The sequence below is a fragment of the Pseudomonas sp. GW821-FHT02H06 genome, from assembly GCF_059421525.1.
The window spans coordinates 22455-37848 of the sequence record NZ_JBWKVD010000005.1; the positions used below are offsets into that span (position 1 = coordinate 22455).

Consider the following 15394-nt stretch of genomic DNA (forward strand, 5'->3'; position numbering starts at 1 on the left):
CAGCCGCATAAAATTCAGCGGATGTTCTTGCCCGCCTGCGAAAACAGTCAAGCGCCACCCAAGTCACTTCCACATAACCGGGTCCTGCAGAAAAGAAATGGCCGCCAGAGGCGGCCATCCAGGACGTTACTCCTTGTGATACGCCGTTGCGCGTTCCACTTCTTCTTTCGAACCCAGGAACACCGCGACGCGCTGGTGCAGGCCTTCGGGCTGGATGTCGAGGATGCGCTGATGACCATCGGTCGACGCGCCACCGGCTTGTTCCACCAGGAACGACATCGGGTTGGCTTCGTACATCAGGCGCAGCTTGCCTGGCTTGGAAGGCTCGCGGGAATCGCGCGGGTACATGAACAGACCGCCACGGGTCAGGATGCGGTGGACGTCGCCCACCATCGCAGCGACCCAGCGCATGTTGTAGTTCTTCTTCAACGGACCGTCTTCGCCCGCCAGCAGCTCTTCGACGTAGCGCTTGACCGGGGCTTCCCAGTGACGCTGATTGGACATGTTGACCGCGAACTCCTGAGTGGACTCCGGGATCTTGATGTCTTCGTGGCTGAGGACAAAGCTGCCCATCTCGCGGTCCAGCGTGAAGCCTTTGACGCCGTCACCCAGGGTCAGCACCAGCATGGTCTGCGGGCCGTAGATGGCGTAACCGGCGGCGACTTGCTGGGTGCCTGGCTGCAGAAATGCCTTCTCGTTCAGCGCTTCGTTCTGGCTCAGGTACTCGTTCGGGCAACGCAGCACCGAGAAGATCGTGCCCACCGGCGCGTTGATGTCGATGTTGGACGAGCCGTCCAGTGGGTCGAACACCAGCAGGTAGGCGCCTTTCGGGTATTTGCCGGGGATCTGGTAGGCGTTGTCCATTTCTTCGGACGCCATGCCGGCCAGGTGACCGCCCCATTCGTTGGCTTCGAGCAGAATCTCGTTGGACATCACGTCCAGTTTCTTCTGCACTTCACCCTGCACGTTTTCAGTGCCCATGCTGCCGAGCACGCCGCCCAGGGCGCCTTTGGATACCGCGTGGCTGATCTCCTTGCACGCACGCGCCACCACTTCAATCAGAAAGCGCAGATCGGCAGGGGTGTTGTTGGTGCGGGTCTGCTCGATCAGATAACGACTCAAGGTAACGCGGGACATGGAGAGCTCCGAAATGGGGGATAAAAACGCGCACAGTCTAGCGTGAGCGGAGATTTAATACTGCCTGTCAGACCGGTTAGGTAGTGATTCAGTTCACGGGCTACATCCAAGTGCGACCGGCTTTAGCCGGGAAGAGGCCAGTGTGAACACCGCAAATCTTGCAGCGTGACGACCGACGCCTTCCCGGCTGAAGCCGGTCCCACAAGGGATCGTCGCACCCGGTTGCATCGGGTGTACGTTAAGCGTAACGCGATCGGGGTGACGAATTGGCGGCCATCGTCTGCAATTTTTTCGATGCCGGATCGATTCAGCGTCATCACCCCGACACTTATAATTTGGCGCCTCGGTTGGCGCGTTATTTTGCGCGTTACTTGCTACGAGACCCGCGCAGTGTGCCAAGCGCCATCCAGGCCAGAAAAACCACGCCGAGTATCAGCACGGCCCACAAACCGATGCGTTTCAGGTCGGGACCACTGGCCTCCACGGGTGCAGCCGCAGCAACCGGCGCGACCGGTGTGGAGGCCATGGACGCACTGCCCAGCGCCGCCAGTTTCTCGGGGCTGACACCGGGAATCAGCGTCGCCAGTGGCAGCGCCGCGCTTTTCACCGTGGCATTGCCGACGGCCAGGCTGTAAGGCGGCGCGCCGCGGCCGAGAAACACCAGTTGCGTGGCGCGCACGGCAAAACTCAGCGTAGGCGCGTCATTGCCCAGGCCGCCGCCACGGTCATCCACCTCAAGTTTCAGCTGCTGCACGACATTGCCCGGCAGCTCCATTTCATCCTGCACAACGTCCTGACCGTTCTGGCTGAGCCGATAAAGCAGGCCATTGTCGATCAACTGCCACGGCGCATTGCTATCGCGACGCCCATACAGCGTGGCGGGCGCGAGGCTGTTGGGTTGCGCGATGTCGATCCGCATCCGTTCCAGCGGCAGGGCCACTGGCAATTGCCACACATACACGCCAGGTTTTTCGACGCGTCCATTGATGGCCGGTGACCAGCTCAACGGCAGCACACCGGGTTGCGTGCTGATCAGTTGCACGGCGTTCAGCGTGGGCGCGGAAAGCGGCGATTTCCACAGCAAACGCAGATAGCGGGCGCTGCGCCCCGGCAGATTGACGACGCGCTGCTCAACCAGTTCCTCGGCAAATGACAGCCTCGCCACCTGACCATCGCCCCAGCGCTGCCAATGCTGGAGGTCGTCGCTGGCCTCGATGCTGAACCGCTGAAAACCGTCGCGCTCGCTGCTCCAGTCCAGAATCAGTTGATCCAGCGGCGCGTTGATCGAACTGGTGTCGAGCAACCAGCCGCGCAGAATTTCTTCGCCCGCCTCAATCTCGCCCTGGGGCTGAACCTCCACCAGCGTGCCGTTGGGCGTGCGCTCGACGCGGATTTTCGGCTCGGCGTCTTTCGCGCCATCGCTGTTGTACAGCGGGAACCATTTCACCGAGACCGGGCTGGCGTCGGCGGCACGCTGAGGCGGGCTTTGAGTGATCGCGTAGGGCTGGGCCTGGCCGTCCGCATTGAAAACGCGCACATCGTTGAGATTGCTCTGGCGCGCGTTCAACTGCACGCCGAGGGGCAATTCCAGCCGATACCAAGGCCCTTCGCCGCTGACGGTCAGGGGCGCATGGGTGGTGAAACCATCCGGCAGATCCTCCGCCTGACTGAGCGACGCCGCGCACAGCAGCGAGCCCAGCAACGGGACAAGCAGGGCAGCCTTGATGAAGAACTGACGACTCAACTGAACACTCCTTACACCCTTCATTTCGATGCCCGGTCCGCAATACCCGCATCGGTTAAACCCTCACTTCGGGCCGGATGCCGGGGCGGCAGGGGGGCGAAATATCCCACTACCAGCAACAGAACGCCAACGCCGATGAAGGAAATGATTCGCTCCAGTCCGCCGCGATTGCTCAGCTCGACGAAGAACAATTTGGCGACGACAACCCCGATCAGCGCGGCGCCGACGATCCACAGGTCGCGGCGGGCGCGCAGGTGGCCGCCGATCATCAGCGCCAGCGCGGTCAGCGTCCAGACGATGGAAAGCCCGGCCTGCACCCGCATGGATTCAAACAGCGCATCCAGATACCAGGCCACGCCCAGCCAGTGATGGGCCGTGCGAAGGACCATGGCTGTGATCAACGCAAATAGCGATGCGCCGGCAATGACCAGCGCCGCTTTTTGAGCATGGCCCTCACTGACGCCCAACTGCGGCAGTTGCTGGCGGGTCCAGCTGAAGATACCGGTCAGTGTGATCAGCAAGCCCAGCTCCAGCGGGTTCAGCAGCGGCAGATAGGGCAGGGGATCGGCAGCGCCTTCGCTGAATCCGTTCGCCAGCCAGAACCAGCCGAGCATCAATGCCGCCAGCGGCGCGGCGGCCCAGACGCGGTATTCGCGCGGGTACGCCCCGACAGGCCAGGGCCACGTGCGGGATGCGGTCATCGCCAGCAAGTACAGGCTCGGCAGCAACGCCCAGCCCAGCCAGCGCCAGGCGTTATACGACTCCGACAACACCAGCAATCCGTAACGAAGTTGCAGCGAGAGCACGGCGATGATCAGCCAGCAGCCGATCACATGGGCTGCACTGCGCAAGCGCGGGAGCAGCAGTTTGTCGAGCCGATTCAGCGACCACAGATGAACCGCAAACACCGCGAGCCAGCCCAGCCAGCCCCAGTCGGCGGCAGGGTTGTAGTAGGAATTGAAACTCATCAGTGCAAGCAACACAGCACTCATGGGCGTCAGCAGCGTGGACAGCTGCGCGATTCCCGCCCAGTTCAGACGCAGGGCCGCCATTGTCCACAGCCCGACACTGAAAGCGCCCAACAGCAAGAGCGTCGAGAACTCGGTCTCTCCCGGCACGTAATGGGTGCTGACGCCCACTGCCGCGGACCACCACAGCGCGCCCCAGATCAACAGCAACGGCTGCAGGAAACGATTGCTCAACGACAAACGCAAGGTGCCTACGCGCTCGACCGTGAAGGTGCTGACCAGGCCGGCAAGCGCGATGATCAGCGGTGTCCAGAAATCGCCGTGGTTGAAGTTCGGCACAAACCAGCGGCCGACCACGCCAAGGAACGCGATCCCCGCGCCCAGTTGCAGCAGCAAGCCAAAACCCCGCGCCATCAGGCGGTTCTGGCGCATGCCGAGCCAGAACACCGCCGCGCCTTCGACCGCCCAGGCGACCGTGGTCCATTGCGCGCTCAGGCCCAGCGGAATCGCCAGCGTGCCAAACACCACGCCCAGTGACAGGCACGTTTCGACCAACAGCAATGCCCGACCCGGTGCGCGCCCGGCCAGTAACCGGGCGATGCCCATGTACAGCAAGCCAAGCGCCAGTGCGCTCAACGCAGCGCCGAATTCCAGATGTTTGACGAGCGCGTATTGCAGGCCGAACCCCACGATGGGCGTGCCGAACAATAGGCTGCCATCGACGTAGTGGGTCTGGCGCGCGGACCAGCGCAGGGTGGCTTCGCGGCTGTCGTCGTCGGGCCCGGCGGCATGCTCTTGCAGCTTGCGCCGGGCGAACAGCAGGCCGATGGCCAGGTACATCAGGAAGAACAGAATCAGGAAGGGTTCGGTGCTCCAGAACAGCTCGGGCGTGTACGCGTCCATGCCCCAGGCGAAGCCAATGCCGAACGTGCCGATGAAGCCGATCAGGTTCAGCGGGCGCCATGCCTTGAACCACGCGATGGCGAAAATGCCGGCGTTGAGCAGGGCGAAATAACTGAACAACGCGACATGACTCCCCTCGCCGGAGGACGTCAGCAGCGGCGCGGCAAACCCGCCCAGCGCGGCGACGCAGGCGAGGGCCAGGGAGTTTTGCGTGACGGCGAGAATGGCCGAAAACACGGTGACTGCAACCAACAGGCTGAACGCCATCCCCGGCGCCAGCAGGGTGTGGACTTTCATGGCGGCGAATACGGTCAGGTACAGCACCGCGACGCCCGTCCCCTGGAGCATCAGCGCGAAGGACTCATTGCGGTGACGCAGCCACCAACCCAGACCCAATAGCGCCAGGGCTGCCAACGCCACGCCGGCATAACGGGCTTCGATCGGGACGACCATGCCTTCGGTGGCGTAGCGCAGCAGAAACGCCAGGCCAAGAAACAGCAGCACCACGCCGACCCGCAGCACGGTGTTGCCACCCAGCAGCCAAGTTTTCGCGCGCAGTAAGGCGCTGTCGAAGAGGCTGTGCTGGGGAGGAGCGGGCTGGGTTGAAGCGGGCAGGGAGGCGGGCGGGTAGCTCGAGGCTATAGGTGATGGCGCGTGCGCAGGCCTGCTCCATTCTGAGTCGCCAGCGTCCGAGGCGGCCGGTTCAAGATCCGGGAGGTCCCACAGCAGTTCCGGGCCGTCGTCTGCGATGGGCTGAACATTCAACGGCGCAGGCGCGGGCGCATCCGGCAATTGCGCGGCGGCTGAGTCCAGCTGGCTAAGGCGTTGTTGAACGGCGTTGAGGTCCAGCCGGGTTTTGGCGAGCTCGGCTTTTTGCGCAGCGGTCTCCCGCGTCAATGCACCAAGCCGGAAGCTCAAGCCCGCGGCCAGGCCAATGACCGCGCCGACAGCGCCGCCCAACAGCGACTCATCAAGAAGCGCTCCGATTACCAGACCGGCCAGCAGAAGAATCCATTGCACGCGACGACATCCCTTTTCGGCCGATTAACGGCGATGGCGAAAAGTATATCGGGCCTCAGGAAAGGGGAAACATTTTGTGTCGGGGAGGAGATCTGGGTTTAAGAGGGCGGTGAAGGGGGGCGGCGTTTTTTGGTGAGTGAAGGTAAGTCTTCGCGAGCAAGCTCGCAGGATCGAGGTGAGGTCAGGATCTTGGCCTCGCTGCTGGAATTGTGGGAGTGAGCTTGCTCACGAAGAGGGCGGTACATCCGCTAAATCACCAGCGGCTGAAATACCTATTCGCGAGCAAGCTCGCTCCCACAGGATTTGTACTTGCTGCGAGAGCGAGCGATCACATGAAGGTGATCGTCTCCGCTGAGGCGATCACCCCACGCGTCCTTAATCCAGCGCGTTCCAGATTTCGGTCGCGTACTCGCGGATGGTCCGGTCCGAAGAGAACCAACCCATGCGCGCGGTGTTGAGCACCGCCGAGCGCCACCATTCTTTCGAATCGTGCCAGCGCGCTTCCACCTTGGCCTGCGCGTGCCAGTACGACTCGAAGTCCGCGCAGACGAAGAAGCGGTCGTAGTTGATCAACTGATCGATCAGCCCGGCATAGCGATACGGATCATCCGGCGAGAACACCCCGCCCCGAATCGCTTGCAGCACGTCATTCAGACGCCCGGACGCCGCGATGTCCTGATGGGCGTTGAACTCACCGGCATGCTTGCGCGCTTCGACTTCCTGCGCGGTCATGCCGAAGATGAACATGTGCTCCAGGCCGACCTGCTCGCTCATCTCCACGTTGGCGCCGTCGAGAGTGCCGATGGTAAGCGCACCGTTGAGGCCGAACTTCATGTTGCTGGTGCCGGAAGCTTCCAGACCTGCCGTGGAAATCTGCTCCGACAAATCCGCCGCCGGAATGATGCTTTCCGCCAGGCTGACGTTGTAGTTGGGCATGAACACCACTTTCAAACGGCCGCGCAGCGTCGGGTCATTGTTGACCGTACGCGCGATGTCGTTGGTCAGCTTGATGATCAGCTTGGCCGAGTGATAACTGGCCGCCGCCTTGCCGCCGAAGATCTTCACCCGCGGCACCCAGTCGGTGCTCGGGTCGGCGCGCATGGCCTGATACAGCGCCACAGTGTGGAACAGGTTCAGCAACTGACGCTTGTACTCGTGGATGCGTTTGACCTGCACGTCAAACATCGCCTCGGGGTTAACCGAGATGCCCATGCGTTCCTGAATGATCGAGGCCAGGGCTTGTTTGCTTTGCAGGCGCTGAGCAGCGAACTCCTTCTGGAAACGTGCGTCGTCGGCCAGCGGCTCCAGTTTCAGCAGTGCGGTCTCGTGGTTGTCGAGCACCTGCTCGCCCAGCTCGTTGACCAGCATGGACGTCAGTTGCGGGTTGGACTGGAACAGCCAGCGGCGGAAGGTGATGCCGTTGGTTTTATTGTTGATGCGATCCGGGTGCAGCTTGTGCAGATGGGCGAAAACGGTTTTGCGCATCAGCTGCGTGTGCAGCGCAGACACACCGTTCACGCTGTGCGAACCGAGGAATGCCAGGTTACCCATGCGCACGCGACGGCCGTTGTCTTCTTCGATCAGCGACACGGCGCGCAGCAGGTCGAACAGTGCGGGGTCGTCTTTGAAGTCCTGGCGAACCTTGTCGATGTGCTGAGCGTTGATCATGTAAATGATCTGCATGTGGCGCGGCAACATGCGCTCCATCAGGCCGACCGACCAGGTTTCCAGCGCTTCAGGCAGCAGCGTGTGGTTGGTGTACGCCAGGGTGCCCACGGTGATGCGCCAGGCCTCGTCCCACTCCACGTCGTGCAGGTCGATCAGAACGCGCATCAGCTCTGCCACAGCGATCGACGGGTGCGTGTCGTTCATCTGGATGGCCACGTGTTCCGGCAGGCTGCTGATGCTGTAGCCCATGTTCTTGTGACGGCGCAGCAAATCCTGCAGCGACGCCGAAACGAAGAAGAACTCCTGACGCAGGCGCAGTTCCTGGCCCGCTTCGGTGCTGTCGTTTGGATACAGCACACGGGAAATACTTTCTGCCCGCACCACTTCCGCCACCGCACCGACGTGGTCACCGGCGTTGAAGCGTTCCAGGTGCAGGTCTTCCACGGCGCGCGCACGCCACAGGCGCAGCGTGTTCACCGCTTTGCCGCGCCAGCCCACAACCGGGGTGTCGTACGCGATCGCGCGGACGGTTTCACCTGCGGTCCAGACCTGACGGGTTTCGCCCGAGGCATCCAGAACAGGTGCGCCGGCTGCATCAAGCAGGGGCTGGACGCTGCCGCCGAAGCCGATCTGGTAAATCACTTCAGGGCGTTCGAATTCCCACGGGTTACCGAAGTCCAGCCAGTTCTCGGTCTGCTCCTGCTGCCAGCCATCGACGATGGCCTGACGGAACAGGCCGTGCTCGTAACGAATGCCGTAGCCATGACCCGCAATGCCGAGGGTCGACATGCTTTCCATGAAGCACGCCGCCAGACGACCGAGGCCGCCGTTGCCGAGTGCAGCATCAGGCTCCAGCGAGCGGATTTGCTCAAGGTCGACGTTCAGGCCCTTCAACGCTTCGCGCGCGGTTTCGAGAATGCCCAGGTTGCTCAGGCTGTCGAACATCAGACGGCCGATCAAGAACTCGAGGGATAGGTAATAGACGCGCTTTTTTTCCTGCCGGTAGACGTAGCGCGTGTGGTTCATCCAGCGCTCGGCCATTTTGTCGCGCGTCGCCAGGGCGATTGCCATGAACCAGTCATGGTCGAAGGCATGGTCGGGGTCTTTACCGACGGCATACTCGAGTTTGTTCAGCACAGCTTCTCGGAAGGCTGCCACTTCAGCGTCACGAACGTTGGGTTCCGGAGACATCGGGTACGACCTCAAGTTGGTTTGACGATTAAATGGGTGGGTTGACTGTAGGGCGTGTCATTGGTTATTTCCTCCCGATCGGATGAAAAATACGCGGTTGCACGACCCTCGGTTCGACTCGAACAAGCTACCTCGGTTCGCCGTCAATGCACACCGGCGGCGAATATCTGGCGCTTTCCCCCTGATCTGGAGACGGCTTGCATTGATCGTTCCACTCTGGCGTTGATCTTGCTCATGCCTGCTTTCAGTGGGCTTATGCCGCGTGAAACAGGGATCACAGTTGGCCAGAATGAGGCAGACATGTTCATTCGCCGATTCGGGTTTATGATGCCCCACGGCAGATACACCGCAGCCCCTGAACCGGACTTTTGGAGCACCTATGCAGACTTTGTACCCGCAGATCAAACCTTACGCCCGGCACGATCTGGCGGTGGAAGAGCCGCATGTGCTGTATGTCGATGAAAGCGGCTCGCCAGACGGCTTGCCCGTCATCTTCATCCACGGCGGGCCGGGTTCGGGATGCGACGCACAGAGCCGCCGCTACTTTGATCCGAACCTCTACCGCATCATTACTTTCGATCAGCGCGGTTGCGGCCGGTCCATTCCTCACGCCAGCCTGGAAAACAACACCACCTGGCATCTGGTCGACGACCTCGAACGCATTCGCACTCACCTTGGCGTCGACAAATGGGTGGTGTTCGGTGGCTCGTGGGGTTCGACGCTTTCCCTGGCCTACGCACAGAAGCACCCGGATCGGGTTCATGCACTGATTTTGCGCGGCATCTTTCTGAGCCGTCCCCAGGACATCAAGTGGTTCTATCAAGAGGGCGCAAGCCGGCTGTTCCCTGACTACTGGCAGGATTACATGGCGCCGATTCCGCCGGACGAGCGCCACGACGTGCTCGGCGCATTCCACAAGCGCCTCACCGGCAGTGACCAGATTGCGCAGATGCACGCCGCCAAGGCATGGTCGACGTGGGAAGGCCGCACCGCCACGTTGCGTCCGAACCCGCAGGTGGTCGATCGCTTCACTGAGCCTCATCGCGCCCTGTCCATCGCGCGCATCGAATGCCACTACTTCACTAATGGCGCGTTCCTTGAAGAAAACCAGTTGATTCGCGACATGCCGAAGATCGCCCATTTGCCGGGCATCATCGTCCATGGCCGCTACGACATGATCTGCACGCTGGACAATGCCTGGGAACTGCATCAGGCGTGGCCGAACAGTGAGCTGCAGGTCATCCGCGACGCCGGGCACTCGGCGTCCGAGCCGGGTATCACCGACGCGCTCGTGCGCGCAGCATCAGAAGTGGCGCGCCGTTTGCTGGATCTGCCGCCGGAAGAGGCATAAATGAAAGCGTTGCTGCAGCGCGTTTCCCAAGCGCGCGTCGACGTCGCCGGCGAAACCATTGGCGCGATTGATCAAGGATTAATGGTCCTGATTGGCATCGAGCCTCAAGACACGCCGGCCAGCGCCGACAAGATGTTGCACAAGCTGCTTAACTACCGGGTATTCAGTGACGCCGACGCAAAGATGAATCTTTCGTTAACCGACGTTAATGGCGGGTTGTTGCTGGTCTCTCAGTTCACACTGGCGGCGGATACCAAAAGCGGGATGCGGCCGAGCTTCTCAAAAGCCGCGCCTCCGGCACTCGGTGCCGAGCTGTTTGGCTACCTGGTGACGAAGGCCAGAACGTCTCACCCGACCGTGGAAACGGGCCAGTTTGGTGCAGATATGCAGGTGCATCTGGTCAACGATGGCCCTGTGACATTTTTGCTTGAGACCTAAATGGCCAGGTCTGTTAGATGACCCCGGATTTACGCGCTTTAACCGCAATAAATAGTTTGCGTCACCTGATGCGTTGTAACGCGAGCTACTGGATAATCGCGCGCTACAAGGACGGGCCAGGGCCCGTCAAATCGGTAAAACGCAGACTGGTCCGACACCGCTTGGGGAATCATTGGCCCCTTTTGGAGTCGGAACAATGCTCGCCAACCCGGCATTTGATAGCTGGCCGTTGGTTTCTTCATCTGTTTTCGGCGAGGGTTGCTCGTGATTGTTAGTCCATGTAATGCACCAAAGAACCCGGGTGGTCGCTTGCGTAGCGCACTGCTGGCAGGGTCGGCTTTGTTTTGTCTGTTCGGCGCCAGTCAGCTGTGGGCGTTCGATCTCGACGACGTGGCGACAAAGGCCAAAGATCTGGCCGGACAGAAATTCACCGCGCCGAAGAGCAATCTTCCGGCCGAATTCCGCGACATGAAGTTCGCGGACTATCAAAAGATCCGCTTCCTGCAAGACAAAGCCGAATGGGCCAATGACAAGACCCCGTTCAAGGTGTCTTTCTACCACCAGGGCATGCACTTCGACACCCCGGTCAAGATCAACGAAGTCACCGCCAACTCCGTCAACGAGATCAAGTACGACCCGAGTCGTTTCGATTTCGGCGACGTGAAGTTCGATCCGAAGTCGACCGAGAACTTGGGCTATGCCGGTTTCCGCGTGACTTACCCGATCAACAAAGATGACAAGCAAGACGAAATCATGACCATGCTGGGCGCGAGCTACTTCCGCGTCATCGGTAAAGGTCAGGTGTACGGTCTGTCTGCTCGCGGGATGGCGATCGACACAGCCATGCCGTCGGGTGAGGAATTCCCTCGCTTCACCGAATTCTGGATCGAGAAGCCGAACCCGGATGACAACCATCTGGTCATCTTCGCCCTGCTCGACTCCCCTCGCGCCACTGGCGCGTACAAGCTGACCCTGCGTCCGGGCACCAACACACTGGTTGATGTCCAGTCGCGCATGTACCTGCGTGACAAGGTCGGCAAACTGGGCGTTGCGCCGCTGACCAGCATGTACCTGTTCGGTGCCAATCAGCCGTCGAAGGTCCTCAACTACCGTCGCGAGCTGCACGACTCCAGCGGTCTGTCGATTCAGGCCGCCAATGGCGAGTGGATCTGGCGCCCGCTGAACAACCCTAAACATCTCTCGGTCAGCAGCTTCTCTGTGGAGAACCCGCGCGGTTTTGGTCTGCTGCAACGTGGCCGCAACTTCAGCCACTACGAAGATCTGGATGACCGCTACGACAAACGTCCAAGCGCCTGGATCGAGCCGAAGGGCGACTGGGGCAAGGGCACTGTTGATCTGGTCGAGATCCCGACTGCCGACGAAACCAACGACAACATCGTTGCGTTCTGGAAGCCGGAAACCCAGCCAGAGCCGGGTCAGGCGATCGACTTCAACTATCGTCTGCACTGGACCATGGATGAAGATGCCATTCACTCGCCAGATCTGGGCTGGGTCAAGCAGACCCTGCGCTCCACTGGTGATGTGAAGCAGTCGAACCTGATTCGTCAACCGGACGGCAGCGTTGCCTACCTGGTCGATTTTGTTGGCCCGACCCTCGCCAAGCTGGGCGAAGATCCGTCGATCCGGAGTCAGGTCATCACCGATGACAACACCGATCTGGTCGAGAACAACCTGCGCTACAACCCGGTGACCAAAGGCTGGCGTCTGACGCTGCGCCTGAAGGTCAAGGATCCGGGCAAGGCGGTTGAGATGCGTGCTTATCTACTGCGCGAAACCCCTGCCGAGCCAGGCAAAGAGCCCGCGGTGATCACAGCTGACAAGTCCGACAAGAAACCGGCCGCCAAAGCTGATTCCAAGCCTGCCGTTGCCGCTGCGCCAGTCGTTGCTGCACCGAAAGACGAGAAAGCTGAAATCGTCAAAACCGACGCCTTGAAGGCGGGTGATGCGAAGGAAGCCAAAGGTCCTAAAGCCGACAGCAAAGACGCCGCCAAGTCTGCCGACGCCACTAAAGTAGCGGAAGCCAAGTCGGACGAGGCCTCCAAGCCCGAAGCCGCTCTGGGCGACGCTGCCAAGGCCAACAAAGGCGTGAAAGATACCCCGCAGCCAGCGGTAGAGGCTGCATCCACCCAACAGGGGCCGGCCATGATTCAACAAGTCCTGACCGAAACTTGGAGCTACCAGTTGCCAGCCGATGAGTAATTCACACGCGGTGCCAGAGCCTTTGAATGAGTCTCTCAGCGAGTACCTGGCGCACTTGCCGATGACCGATGCGCAGCGGGCAGAACTTGCCAGCTGCACCTCGTTCGCTGAGTTGCACGAACGCCTTTCGGCGCAAACCGTCGCTGATTCTGCCGAGGCCTCCCAGGCTTCGGTGGGTCGTCGCCTCACCCTGACGACCGCTGATGAACTGCGCGAAGCCGAGATGCTGAGTGTCGACGCCAGCGGGCGCGTGGTCCTGAAAGCGACGCCGCCGATTCGTCGGACCAAAGTCGTGCCGGAGCCGTGGCGGACCAACATCCTGCACCGCGGCTGGCGCCGGTTGACCGGGAAATCCAATCCGCCGCCGCCAAAGGACGATTTGCCACGGGATCTACCGAAAGCGCGCTGGCGCACCGTCGGCTCGATCCGTCGCTACATTTTGCTGATTCTCATGCTGGGCCAGACCATCGTCGCCGGCTTCTACATGAAAGGCATCCTGCCGTACCAGGGCTGGTCGCTGGTTTCGTTTGACGAAATCAGTCATCAGACCCTGTGGCAGACCGCGGTTCAGGTCATGCCGTACGCGTTGCAGACCAGCATTCTGTTGCTGTTCGGCATTCTGTTCTGCTGGGTATCGGCGGGTTTCTGGACCGCGCTGATGGGCTTCCTCGAACTGCTCACTGGCCACGACAAGTACCGTATTTCCGGTGCCAGTGCGGGCAATGAGCCGATCGAAGCCGGTGCTCGCACTGCGCTGGTCATGCCGATCTGCAACGAAGACGTGCCTCGCGTATTCGCGGGTCTGCGGGCGACGTTCGAATCGGTCAAGGCCACGGGCGATCTGGATCGTTTCGACTTCTTCATTCTCAGCGACTCCAACGAAACCGACATCTGCGTGGCCGAGCAACAAGCCTGGCTAGACGTGTGCCGTGAGACCGGCGGTTTCGGCAAGATCTTCTATCGTCGTCGCCGCCGTCGCGTTAAGCGCAAGAGCGGTAACCTCGATGACTTCTGCCGTCGTTGGGGCGGTGAATACCGCTACATGGTCGTGCTTGACGCTGACTCGGTCATGAGTGGCGAATGCCTGACCAGCCTCGTGCGCCTGATGGAAGCGACGCCGGACGCCGGTATCATCCAGACCGCGCCACGTGCTTCGGGCATGGATACGCTGTATGCCCGCATGCAGCAGTTCGCCACCCGCGTATACGGCCCGCTGTTTACGGCCGGCCTGCACTTCTGGCAGCTGGGTGAATCCCACTACTGGGGTCACAACGCGATCATCCGCATGAAGCCATTCATCGAGCATTGCGCCCTGGCGCCGCTGCCCGGGAAGGGCGCCTTCGCCGGTGCGATTCTGTCCCACGACTTCGTCGAAGCAGCGCTCATGCGCCGTGCCGGCTGGGGCGTGTGGATTGCCTACGACCTTCCGGGCAGTTACGAAGAGCTGCCGCCGAACCTGCTGGATGAGCTCAAGCGTGACCGTCGCTGGTGCCACGGTAACTTGATGAACTTCCGCCTGTTCCTGGTGAAAGGCATGCACCCGGTACACCGTGCGGTGTTCCTGACCGGCGTGATGTCCTATTTGTCGGCGCCGTTGTGGTTCTTCTTCCTGGTGTTGTCCACCGCGTTGCTGGCGGTGAACACGCTGATGGAGCCCACGTACTTCATGGAGCCGCGTCAGCTGTATCCGTTGTGGCCACAGTGGCACCCGGAAAAAGCCGTCGCCTTGTTCTCGACGACCGTCGTGCTGTTGTTCCTGCCGAAACTGCTCAGCGTCATTCTGATCTGGGCCAAGGGTGCGACCGGCTTTGGTGGTCGTATCAAGGTCACGATGTCGATGCTGCTGGAAATGCTGTTTTCCATGCTGCTGGCGCCGGTGCGCATGATCTTCCACACCCGCTTTGTACTGGCCGCTTTCCTGGGCTGGGCAGCGACCTGGAACTCACCGCAGCGTGATGATGACTCCACGCCGTGGAGCGAAGCGGTCAAGCGTCACGGACCGCAGACGCTGCTGGGCTTTTGCTGGGCGCTGCTGGTGGCCTGGCTGAACCCGAGCTTCCTGTGGTGGCTGGTGCCGATCGTGGGTTCGTTGATGCTGTCGATCCCGGTGTCGGTGATTTCCAGCCGCACGAATCTGGGTTTGAAGGCGCGCGACAATAAGCTGTTCCTGATCCCGGAAGAGCACACGCCGCCGCAAGAACTGGTGTCCACTGACAAGTACACCCACGAGAACCGCTGGCACGCGCTGAACGACGGCTTTGTTCGCGCCGTGGTTGATCCGCAGCAGAACGCTTTGGCCTGTGCGCTGGCGACCTCTCGCCATCGCGAAGCCGAGCCGATCGAATGGATGCGTGTCGAGCGAGTACGTCATGCGATCAAAGGTGGCCCTGAGCTCCTGAACAACCATGAGCGCCTGCAGTTGCTGAGCGATCCGGTTGCCCTGGCTCGGTTGCACGAACTGGTCTGGAGCGAAGGCAATTCTGCGTGGCTCAATGCCTGGCGCGCCTCGGTCGAAGCCGATCCCCATGCGCCGCTGCTGCCTCTGCAGCCAGCGACCCATGTGAACGACGCGACGCTCGTCAACGCCTGATTGACCCGCTAAACAAAACGCCGCCGGAGAGCCAATCTTCGGCGGCGTTTTTGTTTGGGAATCCGTTGCATTGAAGTCGTAATGCTCAGGCCATGTGCAAGCTCGTTCTCAGCCAACATGCCGACGTCGCAGATCTATCTGTCGAAACGCAAATTGTGGGAGCG

Annotated in this window: 8 protein-coding genes; 4 read left to right on the forward strand and 4 right to left on the reverse strand. The window is 61.0% G+C overall.

From position 1 onward, the window contains the following. Nucleotides 1-126 precede the first annotated feature (126 nt). The 4 genes from AC07VF_RS10265 to AC07VF_RS10280 all read right to left on the reverse strand — a co-directional run bounded on the left by AC07VF_RS10265 (nucleotide 127) and on the right by AC07VF_RS10280 (nucleotide 8631). On the reverse strand, nucleotides 127-1137 hold the full coding sequence (locus AC07VF_RS10265) for a class 1 fructose-bisphosphatase (protein ID WP_065986681.1): 1011 nt from the start codon (nucleotides 1135-1137) through the stop codon (nucleotides 127-129). Nucleotides 1138-1504: 367 nt separating this feature from the next. Then, the gene (locus tag AC07VF_RS10270) at nucleotides 1505-2851 is read right to left on the reverse strand and encodes a DUF3999 domain-containing protein (RefSeq protein ID WP_495008618.1); all 1347 of its coding nucleotides are present in this window, start codon (nucleotides 2849-2851) and stop codon (nucleotides 1505-1507) included. A 50-nt stretch (nucleotides 2852-2901) separates the two neighbouring features. Then, a complete protein-coding gene (locus tag AC07VF_RS10275) occupies nucleotides 2902-5772 on the reverse strand; it encodes a DUF2339 domain-containing protein (protein ID WP_495008594.1) in 2871 nt (956 codons plus the stop codon). A gap of 375 nt (nucleotides 5773-6147) precedes the next feature. Continuing rightward, complete coding sequence (locus tag AC07VF_RS10280; protein WP_192171236.1) at nucleotides 6148-8631, reverse strand: glycogen/starch/alpha-glucan phosphorylase; 2484 nt, start codon at nucleotides 8629-8631, stop codon at nucleotides 6148-6150. A gap of 379 nt (nucleotides 8632-9010) precedes the next feature. Between AC07VF_RS10280 and pip the strand changes: the two genes are divergently transcribed. From pip to mdoH, 4 genes are all read left to right on the forward strand, one after another. Beyond that, the gene (gene pip / locus AC07VF_RS10285) at nucleotides 9011-9982 is read left to right on the forward strand and encodes a prolyl aminopeptidase (RefSeq protein WP_495008593.1); all 972 of its coding nucleotides are present in this window, start codon (nucleotides 9011-9013) and stop codon (nucleotides 9980-9982) included. After that, nucleotides 9983-10420, forward strand: a complete 438-nt coding sequence (gene dtd, locus AC07VF_RS10290) for a D-aminoacyl-tRNA deacylase (protein ID WP_495008592.1) — start codon at nucleotides 9983-9985, stop codon at nucleotides 10418-10420. A gap of 264 nt (nucleotides 10421-10684) precedes the next feature. Beyond that, on the forward strand, nucleotides 10685-12640 hold the full coding sequence (locus AC07VF_RS10295; RefSeq protein ID WP_282369765.1) for a glucan biosynthesis protein: 1956 nt from the start codon (nucleotides 10685-10687) through the stop codon (nucleotides 12638-12640). Further along, a complete protein-coding gene (gene mdoH / locus AC07VF_RS10300; protein WP_495008591.1) occupies nucleotides 12633-15230 on the forward strand; it encodes a glucans biosynthesis glucosyltransferase MdoH in 2598 nt (865 codons plus the stop codon). Before AC07VF_RS10295 ends, mdoH begins: the two co-directional genes overlap by 8 nt. Nucleotides 15231-15394 lie beyond the last annotated feature (164 nt).